This is a genomic window from Aureimonas sp. D3 (assembly GCF_001463805.1).
In the GTDB taxonomy this organism is placed as follows: domain Bacteria; phylum Pseudomonadota; class Alphaproteobacteria; order Rhizobiales; family Rhizobiaceae; genus Aureimonas; species Aureimonas ureilytica_A.
This window is the reverse complement of the sequence record NZ_BBWM01000052.1, coordinates 15,068-39,544: the sequence shown is the minus strand read 5'-3', so window position 1 is coordinate 39,544 and position 24,477 is coordinate 15,068. Positions and strand designations below refer to the sequence as shown.

17 protein-coding genes and 1 riboswitch are annotated in these 24,477 nt (G+C 65.2%); of the genes, 3 read left to right on the top strand and 14 right to left on the bottom strand.

Annotated elements, in window-relative coordinates:
- Window positions 1-38 precede the first annotated feature (38 nt).
- The 3 genes from choV to AUL36_RS15195 form a co-directional block, all read right to left on the bottom strand.
- Complete coding sequence (choV, locus tag AUL36_RS15205; protein ID WP_058600470.1) at window positions 39-1,241, bottom strand: choline ABC transporter ATP-binding protein; 1,203 nt, start codon at window positions 1,239-1,241, stop codon at window positions 39-41.
- Between the two features lie 3 nt (window positions 1,242-1,244).
- Window positions 1,245-2,099: a choline ABC transporter permease subunit gene (gene choW / locus AUL36_RS15200; protein ID WP_062222104.1), complete on the bottom strand. Its 855-nt coding sequence runs from the start codon at window positions 2,097-2,099 to the stop codon at window positions 1,245-1,247.
- Between the two features lie 188 nt (window positions 2,100-2,287).
- Window positions 2,288-3,235: a choline ABC transporter substrate-binding protein gene (locus tag AUL36_RS15195; protein WP_374700780.1), complete on the bottom strand. Its 948-nt coding sequence runs from the start codon at window positions 3,233-3,235 to the stop codon at window positions 2,288-2,290.
- A 348-nt stretch (window positions 3,236-3,583) separates the two neighbouring features.
- On the opposite strand from AUL36_RS15195, the gene betB reads away from it, so the two are divergent.
- Complete coding sequence (gene betB, locus AUL36_RS15190) at window positions 3,584-5,686, top strand: betaine-aldehyde dehydrogenase (RefSeq protein WP_244497141.1); 2,103 nt, start codon at window positions 3,584-3,586, stop codon at window positions 5,684-5,686.
- A 14-nt stretch (window positions 5,687-5,700) separates the two neighbouring features.
- On the top strand, window positions 5,701-7,371 hold the full coding sequence (gene betA / locus AUL36_RS15185; RefSeq protein WP_062222101.1) for a choline dehydrogenase: 1,671 nt from the start codon (window positions 5,701-5,703) through the stop codon (window positions 7,369-7,371).
- Here the strand turns inward: betA and AUL36_RS15180 are convergent.
- The 11 genes from AUL36_RS15180 to AUL36_RS15130 all read right to left on the bottom strand — a co-directional run bounded on the left by AUL36_RS15180 (window position 7,364) and on the right by AUL36_RS15130 (window position 22,112).
- Complete coding sequence (locus AUL36_RS15180) at window positions 7,364-8,140, bottom strand: hypothetical protein (RefSeq protein ID WP_062222099.1); 777 nt, start codon at window positions 8,138-8,140, stop codon at window positions 7,364-7,366. The genes betA and AUL36_RS15180 overlap by 8 nt on opposite strands.
- The gene (locus AUL36_RS15175) at window positions 8,137-9,300 is read right to left on the bottom strand and encodes an electron transfer flavoprotein subunit alpha/FixB family protein (RefSeq protein ID WP_306302837.1); all 1,164 of its coding nucleotides are present in this window, start codon (window positions 9,298-9,300) and stop codon (window positions 8,137-8,139) included. The genes AUL36_RS15180 and AUL36_RS15175 overlap by 4 nt, the downstream gene beginning before the upstream one ends.
- Window positions 9,300-11,222, bottom strand: coding sequence for a (Fe-S)-binding protein (locus AUL36_RS15170; RefSeq protein WP_062222096.1), 1,923 nt, complete (start codon window positions 11,220-11,222; stop codon window positions 9,300-9,302). The genes AUL36_RS15175 and AUL36_RS15170 overlap by 1 nt, the downstream gene beginning before the upstream one ends.
- A 42-nt stretch (window positions 11,223-11,264) precedes the next feature.
- Window positions 11,265-13,307: an NADH:flavin oxidoreductase gene (locus tag AUL36_RS15165; protein WP_062222094.1), complete on the bottom strand. Its 2,043-nt coding sequence runs from the start codon at window positions 13,305-13,307 to the stop codon at window positions 11,265-11,267.
- On the bottom strand, window positions 13,304-14,326 hold the full coding sequence (locus AUL36_RS15160; RefSeq protein WP_062222092.1) for a GlxA family transcriptional regulator: 1,023 nt from the start codon (window positions 14,324-14,326) through the stop codon (window positions 13,304-13,306). The genes AUL36_RS15165 and AUL36_RS15160 overlap by 4 nt, the downstream gene beginning before the upstream one ends.
- Window positions 14,327-14,330: 4 nt before the next feature.
- Window positions 14,331-15,434, bottom strand: coding sequence for a hybrid-cluster NAD(P)-dependent oxidoreductase (locus tag AUL36_RS15155; protein WP_062222090.1), 1,104 nt, complete (start codon window positions 15,432-15,434; stop codon window positions 14,331-14,333).
- Between the two features lie 9 nt (window positions 15,435-15,443).
- On the bottom strand, window positions 15,444-16,718 hold the full coding sequence (locus AUL36_RS15150; protein WP_062222088.1) for an aromatic ring-hydroxylating oxygenase subunit alpha: 1,275 nt from the start codon (window positions 16,716-16,718) through the stop codon (window positions 15,444-15,446).
- 227 nt (window positions 16,719-16,945) lie between these two features.
- Window positions 16,946-17,521 carry a sarcosine oxidase subunit gamma gene (locus AUL36_RS15145; protein ID WP_062222086.1) on the bottom strand — a complete coding sequence of 192 codons (576 nt, stop codon included), beginning with the start codon at window positions 17,519-17,521 and terminating at the stop codon, window positions 16,946-16,948.
- A complete protein-coding gene (locus tag AUL36_RS15140) occupies window positions 17,514-20,486 on the bottom strand; it encodes a sarcosine oxidase subunit alpha family protein (protein ID WP_062222084.1) in 2,973 nt (990 codons plus the stop codon). The genes AUL36_RS15145 and AUL36_RS15140 overlap by 8 nt, the downstream gene beginning before the upstream one ends.
- Window positions 20,483-20,824, bottom strand: a complete 342-nt coding sequence (locus tag AUL36_RS15135) for a sarcosine oxidase subunit delta (protein ID WP_058600482.1) — start codon at window positions 20,822-20,824, stop codon at window positions 20,483-20,485. Before AUL36_RS15135 ends, AUL36_RS15140 begins: the two co-directional genes overlap by 4 nt.
- Before the next feature lie 31 nt (window positions 20,825-20,855).
- Complete coding sequence (locus AUL36_RS15130; RefSeq protein WP_058633776.1) at window positions 20,856-22,112, bottom strand: sarcosine oxidase subunit beta family protein; 1,257 nt, start codon at window positions 22,110-22,112, stop codon at window positions 20,856-20,858.
- Window positions 22,113-22,381: 269 nt separating this feature from the next.
- Between AUL36_RS15130 and ybaL the strand changes: the two genes are divergently transcribed.
- Window positions 22,382-24,232 carry a YbaL family putative K(+) efflux transporter gene (ybaL, locus tag AUL36_RS15125; protein WP_062222083.1) on the top strand — a complete coding sequence of 617 codons (1,851 nt, stop codon included), beginning with the start codon at window positions 22,382-22,384 and terminating at the stop codon, window positions 24,230-24,232.
- Window positions 24,233-24,344: riboswitch (TPP riboswitch) on the top strand.
- The last annotated feature ends 133 nt before the right edge of the window (window positions 24,345-24,477 follow it).

Below are 24,477 nucleotides of genomic sequence, written 5' to 3'. Positions count from 1 at the left end.
CGGCCCGCGCGAGGCGGTGCCGCCAGGCCGCGAACCCGTCAGGCGCGCGGTTCGGCTCGTTGAAGCAGGCCGCGATAGATTTCCTCGTTGTCGCAAAGCCCCGCCAAGCGGCCGAGGTCGTCCACCAAAAGGATAGGGTGGTTGGTCTGGCGCTTCAGGGCGATCGCGGCACGCAGCTTCAGATCGACCGGCGCGACGATGACGTCGCAGGCGTGAGGGACGCGCCCTTCTTCGCCATCGGCATGACCGAGCGTTCCGCCATGCCCTTCGATCCGAACACAGACAGGCCGGTCGGCACTGTCCACTTCGAGTCTTACACCGCCGGCATCGTCCAGGAGCAGCATATCGCCCTCGCGTTTCAAGGAGTGAAGCGGTCGCATTACGGCGGAGCCGCGCAACACGTTGAGCGGGTTCATATGGCGCACGAACTCCGCGACATAAGGCGTCGCGGGCCTCAACAGGATGTCGTCCGGCCGGCCCCATTGAACGATATGGCCGTCCTGCATGATGGCGATGCGGTTGCCGAGTTTGAGCGCCTCGTCCAGATCATGGCTGACGAAGAGGATCGTCTTGCGGATGGATTTTTGCAGCTCCAGCAATTCGTCCTGAAGCTTGGTGCGAATGAGCGGATCGAGCGCCGAAAAGGGCTCGTCCATCAGGAGAATATCCGCATTCGTTGCGAAGGCTCGCGCCAGGCCGACGCGCTGCTGCATCCCGCCCGAAAGCTCGTGAGCGTATTTGTCGGCCCATTTCGTCAGGCCCACCATGGCGAGTTTCTCGTCCACGATCCGGTTGCGCTCGGCAACGGGCAGGCCCTGCAGCTCCAGACCGAGCCCCGCGTTCTGCCGGACGGTGCGCCAGGGCAGGAGGGCGAATTGCTGGAAGACCATCGACACGGTGTGTGTGCGGATATCGCGCAAGGTCGTCTCGTCGCAGGCGGCGACATCGATCGCGCGCTCGCGATGTCGCACCAGAACCTCGCCGCGCGCCACGTCATTGAGCCGATTGACCGCGCGCAGGATCGTGGATTTGCCCGAGCCGGACAGACCCATCAGGACGCAGATCTCGCCTCGATCGACAGTAAAGCTGACACCAGCCGCACCCAGGACGGCGTTCGTCGCCTGCAGGATTTCGTCTCGTGTCTTGCCTTGATCGACCAGACGGAGCGCTTCTGCGCGCCGCTCGCCGAAGACGATGTCGAGATTACGGAATTCGATCGCGGGAAGGGTGGTCTCGGCCATAGGTCAACGTCCTTTTGCGCGACGCGGTTCGGGCGCCTTGCAGATTCGATCGAGAAGGATGGCGAGGATGACGATGGCGAGCCCGGCCTCGAAGCCCATGCCGATATTGACGGTGTTGAGGGCGCGCACGACGGGCTTGCCCAGTCCATCAGCACCGACGAGAGCTGCGATCACGACCATCGAAAGGCTCAGCATGATGCATTGCGTGACGCCCGCCATGATGGTCGGCAAAGCGTGTGGCAGCTCGACCTTATAGAGAAGTTGGCGCTTGGTGGCGCCGAATGCGCTGCCAGCCTCATGCAGGGCGCTCGGTACGGCGGATATGCCGAGATAGGTGAGTCGGATGGGAGCCGGAAGGGCGAAGATGACCGTCGAGATCAAGCCCGGCACAGCGCCGAGACCGAAAAGCACGAGCGTGGGGATGAGATAGACGAAGGTCGGGATCGTTTGCATCAGATCGAGAAAAGGCCGAAGGGCCGTGTAGACCCAAGGGCGATGGGCTGCGACGACGCCGAGCGGAACGCCGATCAGCACGCAAACGAGGGTCGCGCAGAAGACGAGGGAAAGGGTTTGGATCGTCTCCGTCCAATAGCCGAGATTGACGATCAGAAGCAGGGAGAAAACGGCAAAAAGCGCCAGCCCGATCGAGCGGTGAAGCAGCCATGCGCCTGCGGCGACGAGCGCGATGAAGACGAGCGGAGGGATCAAGGACAGGCCTGCGGTCAGGCCGTCGATCAGCGCGCCTAGAACGAGCGAGATCGTGTCGAAAAAGCCCTGTGCGTGGCTTGTCAGGCCATTCACGAGGTCGCGAAGCCAGACCCCGAGGGGTATCTTATGATTGGTCAGCCAATCGAGCATACAGGATGATCCCTTGAGTCTCGGCTCGAAATGAAAGGCCGGCGCCGTATGAGAGGCGAAGAGCGCCAGAGGGCCGGCAGGAGACTATAGACGGTGCGGCGGTGACCGCTGCGTCAGCGGCCCCGAGGGGTACACGAAAACAAAAAGAGCGCTCGGCCTGAAGGTCAGGCCGAGCGACAGTTCTCAGATCATTTCGAAAGAGCGGCGGACACGGCAGCCTCTGCTGGCTTTCCGTCGAATGTCGTCACACCGTCGAGCCAAGGCTTCCAGGTCTCGGGATGGGCTGCGAGCCATTGTTTCGCGGCGGCCTCGGGCGCCTTTCCGTCATTCAGGATCGCGCCCATGATCTCGTTTTCCATCGGCAGCGAGAAGACGATATTCGAAAGCAGTTTGCCCACATTCGGACACTCGGTCGTATATCCCTTGCGAACTAGGGTGTAGATCGTCGCGCCACCATAGTTGGGGCCGAATACATCGTCGCCGCCTGAAAGGTAGGAGATCTTGAAGTTCGAGTTCATGGGATGGGGCTCCCAACCCAGGAAGACCACGGGCTTCTCACCGCGCGTCTGACGCGCGACTTGGGACAGCATGCCTTGTTCGGAGGACTCTACCAGTTCGAACTTGCCGAGGCCGAACTTGTTGTCGGCGATCATCTTCAAGATTAGCCGGTTGCCGTCATTGCCAGGTTCGATGCCGTAGATCTTGCCACCGAGCTGGTCGTAGAACTTTCCGATATCGGCGAAGGATTTCAGGCCTTCATTGTAGAGATAGGTCGGTACGGCCAGCGTATATTTGGCGCCTTCCAGATTGACGCGCACCGTTTCGATAGACCCGTCCTTCTTGTAGGGCGCGAGATCGGCCTCCATGGTGGGCATCCAGTTGCCGAGAAAAACGTCGATATCCTTGTTCTTCATGGAGGCGAAGGTGACAGGCAAGGCCAGCACGTCCGTCTTGGGCTTGTAACCCAAGGCCGATAGAAGAGTGGAAACCGAAGCCGTCGTCGAGGTGATGTCTGTCCATCCCACATCGGCGAAGCGAACTGCCTGGCAGCTCGCCGGATCTGCGGCGCGTGCCGGTGGTGCCGAAGCGGCCAGTGCCAAAACGAGGCCTGTCAGGGCGAGGGGGCGGGACATCATCATTCGGTATGCTCCTGATCATAGAGAGCCAAAGCTCTCGGGCGCAAAATACACGATGTCAGTCGCTGATCGGTGGAACAATCAACGGGTTTGAAGCCATTCCAAATGCGTTCCGTGGATCTGTCAAGACGTCTATTGAACAATCGTTCAATATTATGGAAGCCAGAGCATTCTTAGATGAAAGCTTGATCGTTCTGCTTCTGATTTGTGCGTTGCATGATGGATGCGAGCTTAAACTTTTGTAGGAAAACGTGTCGCTCCCGTCCTGCTGAGCTCGAATGCCTTGATTGAATGACCGATCAGTTTCTGCTATCGCCCCTCTACTCCCGGAGGTGAACGATGGCTCGCATGGACAGTGTTTCGCGATTCGGCGCAGAGGATCAGCGGCGTCGGCAACTCATCGAGGCGACGATCGACGCGCTCGCCGATGTCGGCTTTGCCGCCTCCAGCCTGTCGGAAATCGCGGGCCGGGCCGGGGTCGCGCCCTCGCTCGTGTCGCACTATTTCGGTGACAAGGAAGGGCTGCTGGAATCCACCCTGCGCCATCTGGCCAACCGTGTTTCCAACAGCGCGCGGCTGCGGCTGGCGCGCGCGGACGGGCCGCGCGAACGCATTCAGGCCGTTATCGACGCCAATCTCGCTCCGGAAGAATTCGACGCGCGCACATGTTCGGTCTGGCTCGCTTTCTGGGGGCAGGTGCTGCACTCGGCACGGCTGAAGCGCGTTCAGCGTGTCTACCAAAAGCGCATGCTGTCCAATCTGCGGCATGACCTCAAATTTCTCTGCAACGCGGACGACGCCAACCGGATCTCGATTGCCATAGCGGCCGTGATCGACGGGCTCTGGCTTCGCTCCACCTTATCGGACGTGGCGGAGACGGATAGTTTCTCAGCCCGTGCCATCGCCACGAGCTTTGCCGATCAGCAGATCGGCGCGGCGCGGCCCCGTGATTCGGGTGAGATGGTGCGTACCCCCCGGCGCGCCGACGGCGTGCGCGTTCTGACGAGCCATGTCGGCGGCGACTATCTGCCGCTAGCGTCAGACGCCGAAACCTTTCCGACGCTCAATCCGGCGACGGGCGAGGTTCTGGCGGAAATCGCCATCGCCGGTGAAGCCGAGGTCGATCACGCCGTGGCCGTCGCCCGCGAGGCACAATGGGCCTGGGGCGCGATGACGGGTGCCGAGCGGGGCCGCATTCTTCAGCGCGTGGCGATGCGCCTGCGTGAGCGCAACGGCGAACTCGCCATGCTGGAGACGCGCGACACCGGCAAGCCGATTCAAGAAACACAGGCGGTCGATGTTCTTTCGGGCGCCGACTGTATCGAATATTTCGCGGGGCTTGCCGCGAGTCTGGCGGGCGAGCATGTCGATCTCGGCCCCTCGGCGTTCGGCTACACGAGGCGCGAGCCGCTGGGCGTCGTGGCCGGGATCGGGGCGTGGAATTATCCGATCCAGATCGCTTGCTGGAAAGCTGCCCCCGCGCTCGCGGCCGGAAACAGCTTCATTTTCAAACCGGCCGAACTGACGCCGCTGACCGCGCTGAAGCTTGCGGAAGTGATGACCGAGTGCGGCGTTCCCGCCGGGGTGTTCAACGTGGTGCAGGGGGATGGGCGCACTGGCCGTCTTCTCTCCCGCCATTCCGGCATCGCCAAGATTTCGCTGACCGGTGAAGTCGGTACCGGCAAGAAGGTGATGGCCGACGCCTCCTCCACCCTGAAGCAGGTGACGCTGGAGCTCGGCGGCAAGTCGCCGCTGATCGTATTCCCCGACGCCGATTTGGACGACGCGGTCGGAGGCGCGCTTCTCGCCAACTTCTATTCCGCCGGTGAGGTCTGTTCCAATGGCACCCGCGTCTTCGTGCACGAGGACGTGCGTGAGGCATTCCTCGCGAGGCTCGCCGAACGTACGCGCGCTATGGTGGTGGGTGATCCCTGCGACCCCGCGACCCATGTCGGCGCGCTGATCTCGCAAGCACATATGAGCAAAGTGCTGTCCTATATCGAGGAGGGGCAGCGCGAGGGTGCGCGGCTCCTCGTCGGCGGTAACCGAGAGACGACGGGGGCGCTGGCCAAGGGCTGTTTCGTGCAGCCGACCATTTTCGACGCCTGCACCGACGATATGCGCATCGTACGCGAGGAAATCTTTGGTCCGGTCATGACCGTCCTGTCCTTTCGAGAAGAGGATGAGGTCATCTCCCGCGCCAACGACACTCCGTTCGGCCTGGCGGCAGGCGTCTTCACGCGCGATCTCGGACGCGCGCACCGCGTCGTGGCGAAGCTTCAAGCCGGCACGACCTGGATCAACACCTATAACATCACGCCGATCGAACTACCCTTCGGCGGTGTCAAGCAGTCGGGTCTCGGGCGCGAGAACGGGCGAGCAGCGCTTCTCGCGCATACGGAAGTGAAGAGCGTCTACGTCAATCTCGGTTCTGTCGACGCACCCTATTGATCGGAGGACAAGCCATGTCTGTCGAAAGCTTCGATTATGTGATCGTGGGCGCCGGCTCGGCGGGCTGCGTTCTGGCCAACCGGCTGAGCGAGGACGGGAAGAGCACCGTTCTCCTGCTGGAGTTCGGCGGCTCGGATCGCTCGGTTCTGATCCAGATGCCGAGCGCGCTGTCGATCCCCATGAACATGAAGAAATACAATTGGGGCTACGAGTCCGAGCCCGAGCCCTATCTCGGCGGACGGCGTATAAATTGCCCGCGTGGTAAGGTGCTGGGCGGCTCCTCCTCGATCAATGGCATGGTCTATGTGCGCGGTGCGCCGGCCGATTTCGATCGGTGGGAACGCGAAGGTGCGTCGGGCTGGAGCTATCCCGACGTTCTGCCCTATTTCCGCAAGGCCGAGCACCGGCGCGCTGGGGGCGATCCCTATCGCGGCGATGAGGGCGCGCTTCACACGACCTATGGCACGCTGGAAAATCCGCTCTATCAGGCCTTTGTCGCAGCTGCCGGAGAGGCCGGCCATGCACTGAATCAGGACATCAACGGCGCGACCCAAGAAGGTTTCGGCCGGATGGACATGACCGTCCACGAAGGGCGGCGCTGGTCCACCGCCAACGCCTATCTGAAGCCCGCGCTGGGCCGGCCGAACCTGAAGGTCGAAACCCACGCGCTGGTCGAGCGCGTGCTTTTCGACGGGCGCGTCGCTTCTGGCGTTGCGTATCGCGTGGGAGCCTCGGAACGGCGTGCGATGGCGCGGCGCGAGGTGATTCTCTCAGCTGGATCGATCAATTCGCCCAAGCTTCTGAAACTCTCCGGCGTTGGACCAGCCGGCGAACTGCGCGATCTCGGGATCAATGTCGTGGCCGATCGGCCGGGCGTCGGCGAGAACCTTCAGGACCATCTGGAATTCTACTTCCAGGTGGCTTGCCGCGAGCCGATCACCCTGTTCTCGGCCATGTCGCCCTTCGCCAAGGGGACGATCGGGGCGCGCTGGCTGTTCACCAAGAAAGGGCTCGGCGCCACCAATCATTTCGAGAGCTGCGGCTTCATCCGATCCTCGCCCGATGTCGAGCACGCCGATATCCAGTATCATTTCCTGCCGCTGGCCGTGACCTACGATGGGAGGGGGCTGGCATCCGAGCACGGCTTCCAGGCCCATGTCGGGCCGATGCGCTCCAAGTCTCGCGGCCATGTCCGACTGGCCTCACGCGATCCGGCCGAGGCGCCGCGCATCCTCTTCAACTATATGAGCCATCCCGACGACTGGGCGGAGATGCGCGCCTGCGTGCGACTGACTCGCCAGATTTTCGCGCAGCCAGCCTTCGATCGCTATCGCGGTCGCGAGATCCAGCCGGGCGAGAGCGTGCAGAGCGACGCGGAGATCGACGCCTTCATCACCCAGCATGTTGAAAGCGCCTATCACCCCTCCTGCACCTGCGCGATGGGAGCGCCGGGCGCGACGATGAGTGTGGTCGATCCGCAGACGCGCGTCATCGGTGTCGACCGACTGCGCGTGGTGGATTCGTCGATCATGCCATCGATCACCACGGGCAATCTCAATGCGCCGACCATCATGATCGGAGAGAAGGCGGCCGATATCATCCGCGATCGCGCGCCTTTGCCTCGTGCGGATGTGCCCTACGAGCGCGTGGCCTTCCTGCCTGCGCCCGCGCAAGGCGTCATGTAGCGCGGCTGTCTTTGACGGCGGGAAGGGCGCCAATAGCGCGCAAATGCCGGAGAATGGCTCGGGCCGCCATCTCCGGCTCGGGATCGACCAGCAATTCGCCCCCGGTGCTGGCCGCCATTTCGGTCGCCGCCTTCAAGCGATCGGCGGCGCTGCCGCCCGTGGCCGATGCCTTTACCTTTGCCCGCTGACGCATGGGGCGTTCCAATGGTCCGGGCGACGTATCCAGCTCAGCTTCGATGCTCCGAGTTTCGATCAGGCCTCGGCGTTCCTGCGCATAGGCGTAGGCGCGCGGTGGCGGGGCGGCTGGATGAAGCGTGACGATGAGCGGACCTGTTTCCTCACAGATCAATCGCTCACCCTTCGGCAGGGCGGAGGCGACCTTGAACCCATCCGACATCCGCTCCACCGACACGGCATCGGCGAGGATCGGCCATCCCAAGGCGTCCGCAAAGCGATAGGGCACGAGACCTGTTTCATCCGCGCCGACGGATCGTGGACCCGCCAGGACGAGATCGGGCTGAAAGCGCTGGAGCTCGGCCACGAGGGGCAGTACGGGGTCGGCGGTCGGCTGGGTTCGCAGGTGAATGAGACGGGGCAAGCCGTGCCCCAAGGCGCTCGCCGCCGCGACGCAATCCGGCCCGGCATGGAAACCCACGATATCGCCGCCGAGATCGAGCGCCATGGCCACGGCCTGAGCCTCGATGCGGGACAATGCCGGCCGCTGAGACACGGGATGGAGGCTGGCCGAAAGGAGGATCGCGATTTTCAAGGCTGCTTCTCCTGAGCCAGGCGCAACAGCGCCTCCATCACGGGCTGCGCATCGGCGACGATGGCAAGCTCCGCCCGTTCCACCATGGCGGCGTGAAGGTCGGTGTTGACCGCGATCACATGCCGGCACCCGGCAATGCCTTGAAGGTGTTGGGGCGCGCCGGCGATCCCCAGCGCGAGGTAGCAATCGGCCGCCAGCACCGTTCCCGAAGCGCCGACCTGCGCCGCGCGGGGCATGTCGCCGCTATCGCAAACGACGCGGCTAGCGCCCGGCGTGCCGCCCAGCGCTGCCGCAACATCGCGAAACAGTTCGAAGTCCCGAATGCCATTGCCGGCGGAAACCACGAAATCGGAATCTGCCAGAGGCAGCGAGCCGCGCGCCGGCCGAACGCGTTCGACGGCGCGCTTCGCTTGAGGAAGATCGAGTGAAACAATGCGCCCCTCGCGCGGCGCGTCCGAGCGCAGCGGCACCATGTCGGGCGCGAGCGTGAGAATTTCGGGGCATTCCGCCTGTTCCTGATCGACCTTGCGCCCGCGCACCGCGCGCACGAGACCCCGCGCGCCGATCTGCTCCACGCTGGAGAACAGCGCCCATCCAAACCGCGCGGCCAGGCGCCGGGCCAGATCGCCGCCGCCCGGCGTTTCTGGCAGCATCATATGGGCCAGCGGGATGGCGGTTCGCAGCGCCAGCGCGGTCTCGAAACGATCGGCCGGATGCGCCGAGTCCGGGAGGAGGACAACGCGGTCGGCCCCGGCCGAACCCCCATCCTCCACCTCGCGGTCTATGGCGAGTACGACGCCGCCAGCGGCTCCCGCCGCGATGCGTGCCGCCGCCAGCAATTGGCGATCCATCGGCGTCAGCGGACCTTTTCCGGGATCGGCGATGACGAGCACGCGCAGGGCCGCATCCTCGACCCGAACCACAGCAGGCTTGCTTTCAGGGATGGGCGCGGCTTGAGCAGCGCTCGCCAAGAGGGAGACATGCTGCGTGCGGTCGATACGCAGGCGCGGAGCAAGGCGCACGGTCTGGGACGCCGCCTCCTGCCTCGGATCGCGTCGGGGCCGGCCGCTGCGTTGCGTGAGATCGTAGCGAGGCCTTGCGCCAGAGGACGGCAGGAGGTGAGCGGAGCGCTCAAGGCGTGGGTCGCGGCGAAGACGCATCAGGCGAACTCCTTGGCACGGGCCGCCGCATTCGGCGTCCCCGCGTCCGTATCGAGCGCCCGCAAAACGAGTTCGGCAATGTCGAAGACATCCGGGCGCGCGCCGACCACGCCTTCCAGCATGGCGGTGCATTGCGGGCAGGCCACGGCCACTAGTTCGGCGCCGGTTTCCTGCGCCTGCGCGATGCGCAGATCGGGAATGCGGCGCTCGCCGGGAATGTCCGTCACCGGCGCGCCGCCACCGCCGCCACAGCACATGGAGCGCTTGCCAGAGCGCGCCATCTCGCGGCGCTCCAGACCCAGCCTGTCGAGAAGCCGACGTGGCGCGTCCACCTCGCCATTGTAGCGGCCGAGATAGCAGGGGTCGTGATAGGTGACGGGTTCGGGGCCGAGCGCGCGCAGAGGCAAGCGCCCGGTCTCGGCCAGCTCATCCAGAAAACCCGTATGGTGCACCACGTCGTAGCGGCCGCCGAACGCCGGGTATTCGTTGCGAAGGACATGCAGCGAATGCGGATCGGCCGTCAGGATGCGGTCGAACCGGTATTGCGACAGGGTCTGGACGTTCAACCGGGCCAGACGTTGGAAGCTGGCCTCGTCACCCAACCGGCGCGCGAGATCGCCGCAGTCGCACTCTTCCGCTCCAAGAATGGCGAAATCGACCTCGGCCGCGCGCAAAAGTTCAACCAGAGCCCGAAGTGTGCGGCCCGTGCGCAGATCGAAGGCATTGGTCCCGAGCCAGAGAAGCACGTCCGCTTCGCCCTTGTCCCGCATCAGCGGAACGGGCAGACCGGCGGCGAAGTCGCCGCGCGCGCTGAGCGGCGCGCCGCCCGGCTCATCCGCGCCGCGCAGTTCGGTCAAAACCGCTTCGGCCTTGGCCGGAACCGCGCCGCGCTCCAGCGTCTCGAAGCGGCGCAGATCGACGATGGCGTCCACGTGCTCGATCATCATCGGGCATTCCTCCACGCAGGCGCGGCAGGTCGTGCAGCTCCAGAGCGTATCGGGATGGATCATCGCGCCTTCGCCGATGATGGATCGATGCAGGCCGCTGACGCCCGCCACCGGGCGGGCCTGCGGATAGTCGCTGCCGGCATAGGCGGGATTGCCGCCCGGCGTGCTGGCAGCGGCCAAATCCTGGATCAGGCGCTTGGGGTTCAGCGGTTGGCCGGCGGCAAAGGCCGGGCAGGCCGCCTCGCATCGGCCGCATTGGATGCAGGCGTCGAAGGCCAGCAGGCGGTTCCAGGCGAAATCAGCGGGCTCTTCCGTACCGAGCTTCGAAGCGTCCAGGTTCAGCGGACGAAGCGCCGTCTCGCGTTGGCCTTCGAAGCGACCCGGCCGTGGGTGTGCTGCCAAATGCAGCGCGCCCGTCAGCGCATGGCGCATGGGCCCTTTACCGGTTTGCCAGGCAAGGCCCAAGCCGCCGCCAAGCGCCAGTGCCGCACCCAAAATCGAGACGGCAGCGGGCCCGTTCAAAGCGAGGCTGAGAGACAGCATCGTCCCGCCGAGCGCATAGGCTAGAAGCAGGAAGGGTAGGATTTGAAACGCGCCGCCCGACAGCCGCTCGGGCTTTACAGGATAACGCCGGGCACCGACGGCTAGCGTGCCCGCGAGCATTGCCAGAAACAGGAGTGTCACGACGCCCCAGAAGAGGCGGGATGCGCCGAGCGGGGGAAGGAGACCAAGCAGCGCCAGACCGGATGCGCCGATCAGGCCGCCGGCCACCGCCGCGTGCATCCTCGCCGCATAGGGGTCGCGTGCCACGACATGATGAACGTCAACGAGATAGCGCCGGGGCACGGCGGCGAGCCCTTTGGCCCAATCGACAGGGGCGGGCGCGCCCGCGCGCCAGATGGCGATGCGCGGGGCCATGCGGACCGCAGCAAGAGCGATCATCGCGAGAACCAGAAGCGGCAGAACCCAGTTCATCCTACGCTCCCTGTCTCGAAGCCCGTGCGAGCCCGGGCATGCTTAGAGGTCCTTGCAGAGACGCAGCGCGTCGTAGATGGCGGCGTGGATGTTGCGGCCCGCCACCGCGTCCCCCAGCCGGAACAGCTGAAAGCCGTCCCCGTCCTTCGGCTGCGGACGACCCTCCACCAGGGCTTCCTGGTCGATCTGGCCCCGGTTCACCGACTTGGCCTTGAGGTCGAAATAAAGCCCGTCCACCGGGAGCGTGCCGTAATCCACGACGACGCGGTCCACCACGCGCTCTTCCTCGGCGTCCGTATGGGTGTTGCGCAGTGCGGCGACCAGACGATTGCCCTCGGGATAGATCTCGATCAGCTCGACATTGGGCGTCATCATCACGCCGAGCTTGTAGAGTTCGCGGATATGGATCGGCTGGTTGGTGGTGCCGATTTCCTCGCCGATCATCCGGTCATGCGTCGCGATCTCGACGAGGCAGCCGCGCTTGGCCATGAATTCGGCGGTGGATGAGGCGTTGTGCTGACCCTGCTCGTCATAAAGGAGGATCGAGCCGGTCGGCTCGACCTTGCCGGACAGGACATCCCAGGTCGAGATCGCGAAGTCGTGCGCGCCCTTGGCATGGCCGAGGTTCGGCAGCCCGCCCGTGGCGACGATCACCACATCCGGATTTTCGGCCAGAACGGCGGCCTCGCTCGCTTCCGTGCCGAGCCTGACATCGACGCCGAGCTTGGTGACTTGGCCTTGCAGCCAGCGCGGAATGCCCGACAGAGCCTCGCGCCACGTGCCCTTGGACGCGATACTGATCTGCCCGCCGAGGCTCGGCTGCTTCTCGAACAGGACGACGCGGTGTCCGCGCTCGGCCGAGACGCGCGCCGCCTCCAGCCCCGCCGGGCCGCCGCCGATCACGACGATCGTCTTGCGCGGGCCGTCCGTCCTCGCGATGACATGCGGCATCTTCGCTTCGCGGCCGGTCGCCGCGTTCTGGATGCAGAGCGCATCCCCGCCGACATAGATCCGGTCGATGCAATAGCCCGCGCCGACGCATTGGCGAATATCGTCCGCGCGCCCCTCCTGAAGCTTTTTGACGAGATGCGGGTCGGCGATATGGGCGCGCGTCATGGCGACCATATCGACATGTCCCTCATGCACCGCGCGCGCGGCGGTCGCCAGATCGGTGACGCGCTGCGCGTGGAAGACGGGCACGTCCACCTCGCGCTTGATGGCGCTCGGCAGGAACAGGAAGGGCGCGACCGGAAAGCTCATGTTGGGGAGCGAGATCGCGTGGGCGATGTGGTCGCGCGCTTGACCGCCGATGATGTTGAGAAAGTCCACGAGGCCCCGGCGGGAATATTCCGTCGCGATGGCCAGAAGGTCTTCGTGCGTCAGCCCATCCGCAACCATCTCGTCGCCGGACATGCGGATGCCGATCAGGAAATCCTCGCCCGCCGCCTCGCGCATGGCCTCCAGCACCTCGATGCCGAAGCGCATCCGGTTCTGGAGCGAGCCGCCATATTCATCGGTGCGCTGGTTGATGGAGGGCGACCAGAACTGATCCACGAGATGGCCATGGGCGGCCGAAATCTCGCAGCCGTCGAGCTGGCCTTCTCGCGCGCGGCGCGCGGCCTCGGCAAAGCCCCGCACAACGCGCTGGATGTCCTCCTTCTCCATCTCCTTCGGGACCGAGCGCGAGGCCGGTTCGCGCCGCACCGAAGGCGCGATGGTCGGCATCCAATTGTCGGTATTGTCCTTGGTGCGACGGCCCATATGGGTCAGCTGAATCATCAGCTTGGCGCCGTGGCGATGAACCCGATCGGCGAAGGACTGGAAATGCGGGACGACGCTGTCGTCGGTCAGCGAAATCTGCGCCCAGGGCGTCGCCGGGCTGTCGATCGCGACCGAGGATGAGCCGCCGAACATGGTCAGGCCGATGCCCCCCTTGGCCTTTTCCTCGTGGTAAAGCTGGTAGCGCTCCTGCGGCTTCCCGTCCTGGCCATAGCCCGGCGCGTGACTGGTGGACATGACCCGGTTGCGAAAGGTCACGCCGCGAATGGTGAGGGGTTTCAGCAGCGCTTCGGCGTGGGCGATCATGACAGGCTCTCCGCAAGCGGAACGGAAGGAACGGGGCGGATCGGGGCAGGAGCGCGGGTCGCGACCCGCTCGGCGCGCGGCGCATGGCCGAAGCGGCGGCGATAGGCGGCCGAGAAATGCGCCGAGGAGACAAAGCCGGACGCGACGCCGACGGCAGTGACGGCGAGGTCGGATTGGCGCAATAGCTCGCGGGCATGGTCAAGCCGGAGCGCCATGGAGAATTCGGCCGGACCCATGCCGGTATGCTGGCGAAACAGCCGTTCCAACTGGCGAGGCGAAAGCCCGACGCGAGCGGAGACCGCCGCGACGGTGAGCGGCGCACCGATCGTCTTGGCCATCAAGGCCCCAGCCTGTTCCAGCGCGGGATGGCGCAGGCCCTTGGAGCGAAGCGGCGCATGCTGTGGCTCGGCCCCGCCGCGCAAGCGATCCATGACGAACTGCTCCGACATGCGTTCGGCCACGTTGCGCCCCAGCCGCGCCTCGATGAACGCGCCCATCATGTCGATCGGCGCCGACCCGCCCGTGCAGGTGAAGCGGTCTCGGTCGATGACGAAGAGATCGTCCACGAAGTCCACGCCCTGGAATTCTTCCCGGATGGCGCCGAGATTTTCCCAGTGAATGGCGCAGCGATAGCCATCGAGAAGTCCGGCTTCGGCCAAGGCAAAGCTGCCGGTGCAGAGCGATCCGAGGCTGACCTTGCGGCGCGCGAGGCGACGTAGCGCTTCGCGCGTCGTCCGGTCGATCGCGCGCCGGATGTCGATGCCCCCGCACACGAACAGAATGTCGAGAGCGGCTGCCTTATCGAGCGCCACGGTCGGGGCGAGCGTCAGGCCACCCGAAGCTCTGGCCGGCGCGCCGTCGAGCGTCAGAACCTGCCAGGAATAGATTTCCGTACCGGCCACGTAATTGGCCATCCGGCACGCTTCGATCGCCGCCGAGACGGCGATCAGCGAATAATTGGGCAGCGTCAGAAAGCCGAACCGCGTGAGATCGGCCAGCGGGAGAGCCCCGGCGCTCATGATCCTACCGCTCGATGACGACGTCGGAGCGCGGCTTGGCGCAGCAGATGAGAATCTGCCCCGCGTCGATCTCGCGCTGGCGAATGCCGCCCTGATGGGTCATCTCAACCTCACCCGACACTTTCTTCGACTTGCAGGTGCCGCAGAGCCCCTTGGTGCAGGACGAGGGAAGGCGCAGGCCCGCGCGCTTGGCGGCTTCAAGGATCGGCATGTCCTCCGGACATTCCACCACACGCTTGGTCTTGGCAAATTCGATCCGGAAAGTACGGGCGGCCGGGGCCATCTCCTCGGCGGCCGTCTCGACCTCGGCTTTCTCGCCGGGCGAAAGCTCCTCGAAATTGAAGCTTTCCTCGTGATAGCGCGCCATGTCGAAGCCCGCGCCTTGCAGCATAGTGCGAACGGCGTTCATGAAGGGCGAGGGGCCGCAGACGAAGACTTCCCGCTCGCGGAAATCCGGCGCGACGGCTTCCAGCACTCCGGCGGACAGACGCCCGCGCAGGCCCGGCCAGCTTCGTCCCGGCGCGTCGCTTTCGCAGACATGCGCGACGCGGATCGAGCGATTGCGCCGGCTCATCATGGCCAGCTCGTCATCGAACACGATGTCGGCCGGCGTGCGGGCGGCGTGGAGAAAGACCGTGTCGCGGATTTCGGCCAGATCATAGGCCGCGCGGGTCATGGACATCATCGGCGTGACGCCGCTGCCGCCCGAGATCAGGAAATATTTGCCGGACGCCGACACATGGCGCGCCCAGGAAAACTCACCCATCGGCCCGGTCGCCTTCAGCGTCATGCCGGGCTTGAAATGATCATGCAGCCAGTTCGACACCGGACCGTTCGGCACGCGCTTTACGGTGATGGAGCAGGTGTCGGGTCGGGTCGGGGAGGCCGAGATCGTGTAGCAGCGGTAGATCGTCTCACCCGAAATCTCGAACTCGAAGGTGAGAAACTGGCCGGGGTCGAAGACGAAGCGGCGGCGGGTGCGCGGTGCGAAGACGAAGGTCTTCACATCGTGAGTTTCCTCGCGCACCGCGCGGCAGACGAGGATGTCGTCTTCCTCGGGGTCCCAGAGATGGAAGCCGGTGGGCGCGGAAGCGGAAGCCTGATCCATAGCGGCCTCTCAGAGCGACGGAGAGGTCGTGTCGAAATGCGCGCGCATTCGGCCGATATACCAGTTGCAGAATTTCTCCACGAGCATCTCGGTGTGGGGCGAGTAGGGGCCTGGCTCGTAGGCCGCGGTGCGCGCGCCGGACTGGCAGAAGCCGACCAGCTCGGAATCCTGCGCGTTGGTCGACATCCAGACGCTGATGAGATTCTCGAGGTCGTAATCGACGCCTTCCACCGCGTCCTTATGGACCAGCCATTTGGTGCGCAGGAGCGAGCGCTCGGCATCCAGTGGGATCACCGAGAAGGTGACGGCATGATCGCCCATGAAGTGATGCCAGGAATTGGGCTGCGTCCAGAAATGCAGTCCGCCCATCTTCGCGCTGGGGAAGCGTCCCATCGGAATGCGGCAGGCGGCCTTGGTGTCCATCGTGTGGGACTCGCCGTCGCCGTCGAGCGGCAGGCGCTCTGTGCGATAGCCCGTCACCATGTCATCGAGATGCTCCAGCATCCGGCTGGGAATGCCTTCGTTTTCCCATTCCCGATGGCTGTCAGTCACGAGGCAGCCGTAGCGCGCGGCCTGCTCGCGTTCGGCTTCATCGAGCTCTTCCGGCGCAAAACCGAAGCCATAGGCAAACAGCGGCACGGTCAGTTCGGGATGGTTGGCCCCGCAATGGTAGCACTCGCGGTTGTTCTCCATCGTCAGCTTCCAATTGCCCGGCTCGATCAGATCGTGCTGATAGGCAATCTTGGCCTCGCGGATGTTGTGCGGCGCGATATAGGGGCCCATCGCCTCCGCCATCTCGTCGAAATCGGCCGGCGGCTCCTCCGCGAGGCAGATGAAGATCAGGCCTTCGAGCGAGCGGACATGAACCGGCTTCAGCCCGTGGCATTTGCGGTCGAAACCCTCGCCCATATGCTCGGCGTGGATCAGCGCGCCGGACAGATCGTAGGTCCAGGAATGGTAGCGGCAGACGAGATTGCCGACCGTCGTCTTCTCGTCATGCACGAGGCGCGCGCCGCGATGGCGGCAGACATTGTGGAAGGCTCGGATTTCATTGTCGTCGTCACGCACGATCAGGATCGCGTTCGCGCCGATATCCACCGTCATCGCATCGCCCGGCTCCTGCACATCGGGCTCGACACCGACGAAGATCCAGGTCTGCTCGAAAATCGCTTCCAGATCGGCCGCGAAAATCTCGGGGCTGGTATAGAACGGCGCTTCCAGCGAATAGTTCGGCCGGCGGCGGCGGATCAGCGACAGGAGCGGCGTGGTGGTGCGGTCGAGCATTGACGGTTCCCCGTAAGAGGGTGGCGACAGCTCTAGTCTGGAACCATTCCGAGGTCATAACTTCCATTTTTGCGACACAAACTGTCAAAAACGCGACATGCCCGAACATAGTCACACCGCTAATTCTTTGTGCAATGCGAAGGGTTTAGCAGTTGCGGGAGCCTCGAAACGCATGCGGCGCCAACCCGAAGGCCAGCGCCGCTGAAGGAGGTATGGTATTTCGCCTGTCAGTCGTAGGAGCGAGCTGCTTCGATAAGATAGCCAAGCGTGTAATTGGCGAAGGATCGCCAGACATCGATCTGGAACTCCTCCGCACCGATTCGCTGCAGAATGATCTCCGTCTTGGCCAGAACCGTGCGGGTCGCCATTCCGACCGGGAAAGCGCGCAGGTCGAGATCGAGAGGGCAGCCGCACGCGAGGACGCTGGCGGCTTTCGGGCCCGTCAGCGCGAAGCCGAGCGAGCGATGGCTGACCTCGACCAGCGAATGAGGGATGCCCTCCAGCGCGGCTTCGATTCCAGCAAAGAGGGTGCCGGCTTGATTATAGGGGGCGACGAGCAGCCATTCGTCCGGCCCGAGCCACAGGACGCGCCGATCCGCTCCCTCGTTGAAGCGGCAGGCCTCCCGCGGCAGGGCGAGGCCGAAGCTTTCCTCTACGCGGGCGAAACCATGGTCCTGGCGCAGGCGCAGGCGCAGCGCGAAGCGGGCGCGCGGGCCGAGGCTCTCGATTCGGACGGGCGAACCGGGGCCGCCAAAAGGTAGGGCGATCGGCGCGGGGCCGGGGGAAATCGCGGCGTCAAGCATTGAGGCGCTCATTCGCTTTGTCGTGGAACACGGGATCGACAATGGTCGCGGCGATACGCCCGCCGGGCATCGGAATGTCCACCGTCTCGCCGATCCGGGCGCGACCGTTGCGCACGAGAGCCAGCGCGATGGAGCGGCCGAGCGTTTCGGAGCGATAGGACGAGGTGACATGGCCGAGCGCGGGGATGGAGGCGGGCGCTGCGGGATCATTCATGTGATCCACGACCTGCGCGCCTTCTTCCAGAACCGTCTGCGGCTCCAGCGTCAGAAGGCCCACCATCTGCTTGCGACCGGAAGCCGAGAGGGCGGGACGCGCCAGAGAGCGCATGCCGACGAAATCATGCTTCTTCTTCGCAACCGCCCAGGTGAGGCCGACATCATCAGGAACAGCCGTGCCGTCCGTTTCCTGGCCGACGATGATGTAGCCCTTTTCGGCGCGCAGAACGTGCATCGTTTCAGTGCCGTAGGGCGTGATGCCGAATCTCTGGCCCGCCTGATGAACGGCTTCCCAGACCTTGCGCCCTTCGCTGGCCGGCACGTTGATTTCGAAGCCGAGTTCGCCGGTGAAGGACACGCGCCAGAGCCGCATCGGCACGCCGGCGATCCGCCCTTCGCGCCAGGTCATATGCGGCATGGCCTCTTTGGAAAGATCGACCCCGTCCACCAGCGGCTCGATTACCCGCCGCGCATCCGGCCCCTGTACGGCGATGACGGCCCATTCCTCGGTGGTCGAGGTCAGCCAGACATCGAGATGCGGCCATTCGGTCTGGAGATAGTCCTCCATATGGTTGAGGACGCGCGGCGCGCCGCCCGTGGTCGTGGTGATGTGGAAGCGGTCTTCCGCGATGCGGGCGATCACGCCGTCATCCATCACGAACCCGTCCTCACGCAGCATGACGCCATAGCGCAGGCTGCCGACGGCGAGCTTCTTGAACGGGTTGGTGTAGAGCCGGTCCACGAATTCGGCGGCATCCGGTCCGACGACCTCGATCTTGCCGAGCGTGGAGGCGTCGAACATACCGACCGACGTGCGCACGGCGCGGCATTCGCGGGCCACCGCCGCATGAATGTCTTCACCCCCGCGCGGGAAGAAATGCGCGCGCTTCCAGATGCCGACATCCTCGAATTTCGCGCCATGCTCCACCGCCCAACCATGGATCGGCGTGGTGCGCACGGGGTCGAAAAGCGGCCCGCGCGCAATACCGGCGAAATTCCCGAAGGTCGTGGGAGAATAGGGCGGGCGGAAGGTGGTAAGACCGATCGCGGTTTCCGGCCGCTTCAGTTCCTTCGACACGATGGCGAGCGCGTTGATGTTGGACAGGCGTCCCTGGTCGGTCGCCATGCCCGTCGTCGTGTAGCGCTTCACATGCTCGATGGAGCGGAAGCCTTCCTGCGTCGCGAGGCGAACGTCCTTCGCCGTCACGTCGTTCTGGAAATCCACGAAGGCTTTCACCTTGCGCGGATCGCCGGCATGGAAGGTCGCGCCCCGGAACGCGCCGTGGCCGACCGGCATCTCCTCGACCCTATAGGGCGAGGCGCCACCGCCGCCCGCCGCGTGCCCGTCCGCCAGCGCTCCGGCCAGATCGAACACGCCCCGGCAGGCGCCGGCCGAGCGTTCCTGCTCGACCGATTCGGCTGGGATATAGGCTTCGATCGTCTCGTCCCAGCGCATCTTGCCGCGCGACTGCGAGAAGAGCGAAATGGTCGGCGTGAAGCCGCCCGACATCAGAAGGCAATCGCATTCCAGCGTTTCGCCCGTCTGCTGACCCTCGCGAACCAAGGTCGCGGAGCGGATGCGAAGACGGCCCGAGGTCGCCGAAACGGCGGTGCCAGGATGGATGGCGATGCCGGCTTCTCGCGCCTTCTGCACATAAGGCCCATCGGGCGCGGCGCGCAGATCGGCGATGGCGGCGATGGTGACGCCGCGTGCCTTGAGGTCGAGCGCCGCGCGATAGGCGCTGTCGCCGGCCGTGACGATGACGGCGCGGTGGCCGGGCAGGACGCCGTAGCGCACCGCATATTGACGCGCGGCCTCGGCCATCATGACGCCCGGCCGGTCGTTGCCGGGGAAGACGAGCGGGCGCTCGATGGAGCCCGTGGCGAAGACGACGCGGCCGGCGCGCACCTGCCACATGCGCTCGCGCGGCAGATGGCCGGGCGGGTTCGCCAGATGTTCGGTCACCCGCTCGGCGAGGCCCAGCAGATTGTGCGGGTAGAAGCCGAAGGCCGTGGTGCGCGGCAGAAGCGTCACATTCGGGCGCGAGCGCAGCTCATGCAGCATGTGCATGGCCTGGATCGGCGCGGTGTGCCCGTCCACCACCGCCTCGCTCTCGTGCAGAAGCGAGCCGCCCATTTCGCTCTGCTCGTCGCACAGGATCACGCGCTGCGACGGGTCTTGCGACGCGGCAAGCGCGGCAGCGAGGCCAGCCGGGCCGGAGCCGACCACCAACACTTCGCAATGGGCGAAGATTTGCGCGTAGCGGTCGGGGTCGGGCAGGGTCGGGGAATGGCCGAGGCCGGCTGCGCGGCGGATGATCGGCTCGTAGAGCTTCTCCCAGGCCGAGCGTGGCCACATGAAGGTCTTGTAGTAGAAGCCGGCCGAGAAGAACTTGCCGAGGATGTCGTTCGCCGCGCCGACATCGAAATTCAGCGACGGCCAGCGGTTCTGGCTCAGCGCGTTCAGGCCGGAATAAAGCTCCACTTGTGTCGCGCGCAGGTTCGGCGCGACCCGCGCCGCGTCGCGGCGGATATCGACCAGCGCGTTCGGCTCTTCCGAGCCCGCCGTGACGATGCCGCGCGGGCGATGATATTTGAACGACCGGCCGACGAGATGGACGCCGTTGGCAAGCAGCGCCGAAGCCAGCGTATCGCCCTGATAGCCGCGATAGCTCTGCCCGTCAAAGGTGAAGCCGAGCGAGGCCGTGCGGTCGATCCGGCCGCCGGAAGAGGTGCGAAAACGGTTCATCGAGCAACCTCCCCGGACCATGTGCCGACATTGTCTCCGCTGAGCGCCGGGCGATGCTCTTCGACGCCGTCCGGTCGGGGCTCGCCGATCTTGTAGGTCGTCACGAAGAAGTCGGTTCTCGTATCGCGCACGGCGTTGAAGAAGCGCGCGCAGCCATGGATATGGCGCCAGCGCTCGGCATGAAGCCCGCGCGGGTTGGAGCGTGTGTAGAGGAAGGCGCCCCAATCGTCCGCACCCACGTCCGACGGCGTTTCCGCGCGCATCACATGCGCTTCGCCGGCATAGCGGAATTCGAGTTCGGGGCGGGGGCCGCAATAGGGGCAGGTGATCAGAAGCATCGGTCGGCCTCGCGGGGGAGGAAAGGGCGGGTCAGTGCGCGACGGCGGCGGCCGCCGCCTCGTCGATCAGGACGCCATCGCGGAAGCGCTCGATCGTGAAAGGCGCGTTGATCGGATGCGGCTCGTCGCGGGCGATCGTGTGGGCGAAGAGATTGCCGGAGCCCGGCGTCGCCTTGAAGCCGCCCGTGCCCCAGCCGCAATTGACGTAGAGACCTGGGACCGTTGTCTTAGCGAGGATCGGCGAGCGGTCGGGCGTGACATCCACGATGCCGCCCCAGGAGCGCAGCATCCGCACCCGGCGGAAATCGGGAAAGAGATCGCAGATCGCATCCAGCGTGTGATTGGCGATATGGAGCCCGCCGCGCTGCGTATAGGACGTGTAGGCGTCCGTTCCCGCGCCGATCACCAGCTCGCCCTTGTCGGACTGAGAGATATAGGCGTGGATCGTGTTGGACATGACGACGCAGGGCACGACGGGCTTCAACGGCTCCGAGACAAGAGCCTGCAGCGGGTAGCTTTCGAGCGGCATCCGCAGACCGGCCATGTCCATGACAACCGAGGTATTGCCAGCGGCCACGACGCCGATCTTGCCGGCCTCGATCGCGCCGCGCGTCGTTTCGACGCCCGTCACCGCGCCATTGGCTCCGCGCCGGATGGCCGTCACCTCGCAGTTCTGGATGATGTCGACACCCAGCGCCGAGGCCGCGCGGGCATAGCCCCAGGCGACGGCATCGTGCCGCGCCGTGCCGCCGCGCCGCTGGAGCGCGCCGCCGAGCACGGGATAACGCATGGTCGAGGCGTCGATATTGAGCGGCGGGCAGTAGTCCTTGCACTCCTGCGCGCTCAGCCATTCGTTGTCTACACCCGCCAGACGGTTGGCATGGACGTGGCGTTTGAAGACCTGAATGTCGTGAATGTTATGGGCGAGCATGAGCACGCCGCGCGGGCTGAACATGACGTTGTAGTTCAGATCCTGCGACAGGCCTTCCCAAAGCTTCACGGCATGGTCGTAGAGGGCCGCCGACTCTTCGAACAGGTAGTTCGAGCGGATGATCGTCGTGTTTCGGCCCGTATTGCCGCCGCCAATCCAGCCCTTTTCCAGGATCGCCACATTGCGGATGCCGTGCTCCTTGGCAAGGTAATAGGCCGTCGCCAAGCCATGGCCGCCACCGCCCACGATCACCACGTCGTAGCGGCTCTTGGGCGATGCGTCGCGCCATTGCGCCTGCCAGCCCTTGTTGGAGCCGAGCGCCTTGGCGATGATGGAAAAGCCGGAAAACTTCTGCATGGATCGATCCGATCTGCGGTGTCGGACATCACACTCGCACCCGCGAAACCGCCGCCGCGATGACGGATGCGGCGTCGGCTTTGTACGAATCCGACATGTGTCCTGTCTGCGACATCGGGCTCGAGACAAGGCTCCGCCAAGTCGAGCGGCGGCACCCGAAAAACCCTGCATTCGAAGCGTCTTTTCTGCTGCATCGGCCGGCCCCATCGCCTAACACCGGAGGGTCGCCTCGACACTGGACTCGTTTCAAACGCCGGGAGCCGTCGACCATGCTGCACGACATGCCGCTGATCGAAACCATCGTCGCGGGTCTGGGCCTGGCCTTTCTTCTAGGTACGCTGGCGCATCGGCTCGGTGCGTCCCCGATCGTGGGTTATCTCCTGGCCGGCGTCGCGGCCGGGCCGTTCACGCCCGGCTTCGTGGCGGATCAAGGCCTGGCGGGCGAGTTGTCTGAGCTGGGCGTCATTCTTCTCATGTTCGGTGTCGGTCTGCATTTCTCGCTGGGCGATCTCCTGTCCGTGCGGGCCATCGCGCTGCCGGGCGCCATCGCGCAGATCGCGGCGGCGACGCTCTTCGGCATGGCGCTGTCCTGGCTTCTGGGCTGGGGGCTGGGCGCGGGCCTCGTCTTCGGCCTCGCCTTGTCGGTCGCCTCCACGGTCGTTCTCTTGCGGGCCATGCAGGAGCGACGGTTGATCGAAACGGCGCGCGGGCGCATCGCCGTCGGCTGGCTGATCGTGGAAGACCTCGCCATGGTTCTGGCGCTGGTTCTCCTGCCGGCCTTCGCGGGGCCGCTGGGGGGTGACCCGTCCGCCGTGCATGGCGCGAGTTCCGATCTGGGCTTCGGCGTTCCCGGCATCATTCTCGTGACGGTGTTCAAACTCTGCATCTTTGTGGTCTTGATGCTGGTGGTCGGCCGGCGGGTCATCCCTTGGCTCCTGCAACTCACCGCTGCCTCCGGCTCGCGCGAGCTGTTTCGCCTAGCCGTGCTCGCCATCGCGCTCGGCGTCGCCTTCGGCGCGGCCTCGCTCTTCGGCGTTTCGTTGGCGCTCGGCGCCTTCTTCGCCGGCATGATCATGAGCGAATCGGAGCTCAGCCATCGCGCGGCCGAAGATTCGCTTCCCCTGCGGGACGCCTTCGCCGTCCTGTTCTTCGTCTCGGTCGGCATGTTGTTCGACCCGGCCTCGCTGATCTCCGATCCGCTGCCGGTTCTGGCGACGCTGCTGATCATCGTCGTCGGCAAGTCGCTCGTCGCCTTCGCTCTGGTGCGCCTGTTCGGTCATCCGACCTCGACGGCGCTCACCATTTCCGTCTCGCTGGCGCAGATCGGCGAGTTCTCCTTCATCCTCGCCACGCTGGGCCTGAACCTGAAAATTCTGCCGCCCGAGGCGAAGAACCTGATTCTCGGCGGCGCGATCCTGTCGATCGTCCTCAATCCGTTTCTTTTTGCCTGGGTCGATCGCTGGCGGCAGGCGGAGGGCCGCTCGGCTCTGGAAGGCGGCGGTGACGAGGGGAACGATACGACCTCGAGTGAGACGAGCGAGAGGCAGACGCATATTCCGAGCGGCAGTGTCGCCATCGAGGACGGCGCGCTGCGCCGCACGGAGCTGAGCGATCATCTCGTGCTCGTCGGCTATGGGCGCGTCGGCTCCAAGATCGCGCGGCGGCTGGCCGATGCCGGCCGCGCCTTTCTTGTAATTGAGGACGCCGACAAACGCGTCGCGCGGGTGCGCGCGGCCGGGTTCGAGACGGTGGTGGGGAACGCCGTGAAGCCCGAAGTTCTGGACGCCGCGCATATTGCCGGCGCGCGGGACCTGGTGCTCGCCTTTCCCAACAGTTTCGAGGCCGTCGCCATGATCGCGGCAGCCCGCGCCGCCAATCCCGACATTCGCATCACCGCCCGCGTTCATTCCGGCGAACAGCGCGAACGCCTGATCGACGCGGGGGCCGATACGGTGATCAATGGCGACGAGGTGACGGCGCAGGCGATCGCCGATCATGTCCTCTCCTTCGGGCCGGATGCGCCGGGCGCAAAAGGGCCGATCTTTGCCGATGACCACGGGCAGCTTTCGGAACCGTCCGATGGCGATGAGTTGACAGAGCCAGCCGAACGCTTACCCTGAGAAGCATCCAGGGGGAGTTCCAGCAGCGGAACTGAGAGGCCGGAGCACGATCCGGCGACCCCACGAACCTGATCCAGTTCGCACTGGCGTAGGGATGGAGCGTTTGCGCCTCTGACAGGGATGCACCGCTCGGCCAAGAGGCCGACGCCGCGCGTGCACCTGTTGGAGCGAGCGTTCCGCTCCCGTCCTGCGAGCGGCTCGCGCTTTGGCGGAGACGATGATGACCTCGACGCAACGCTCTTTCG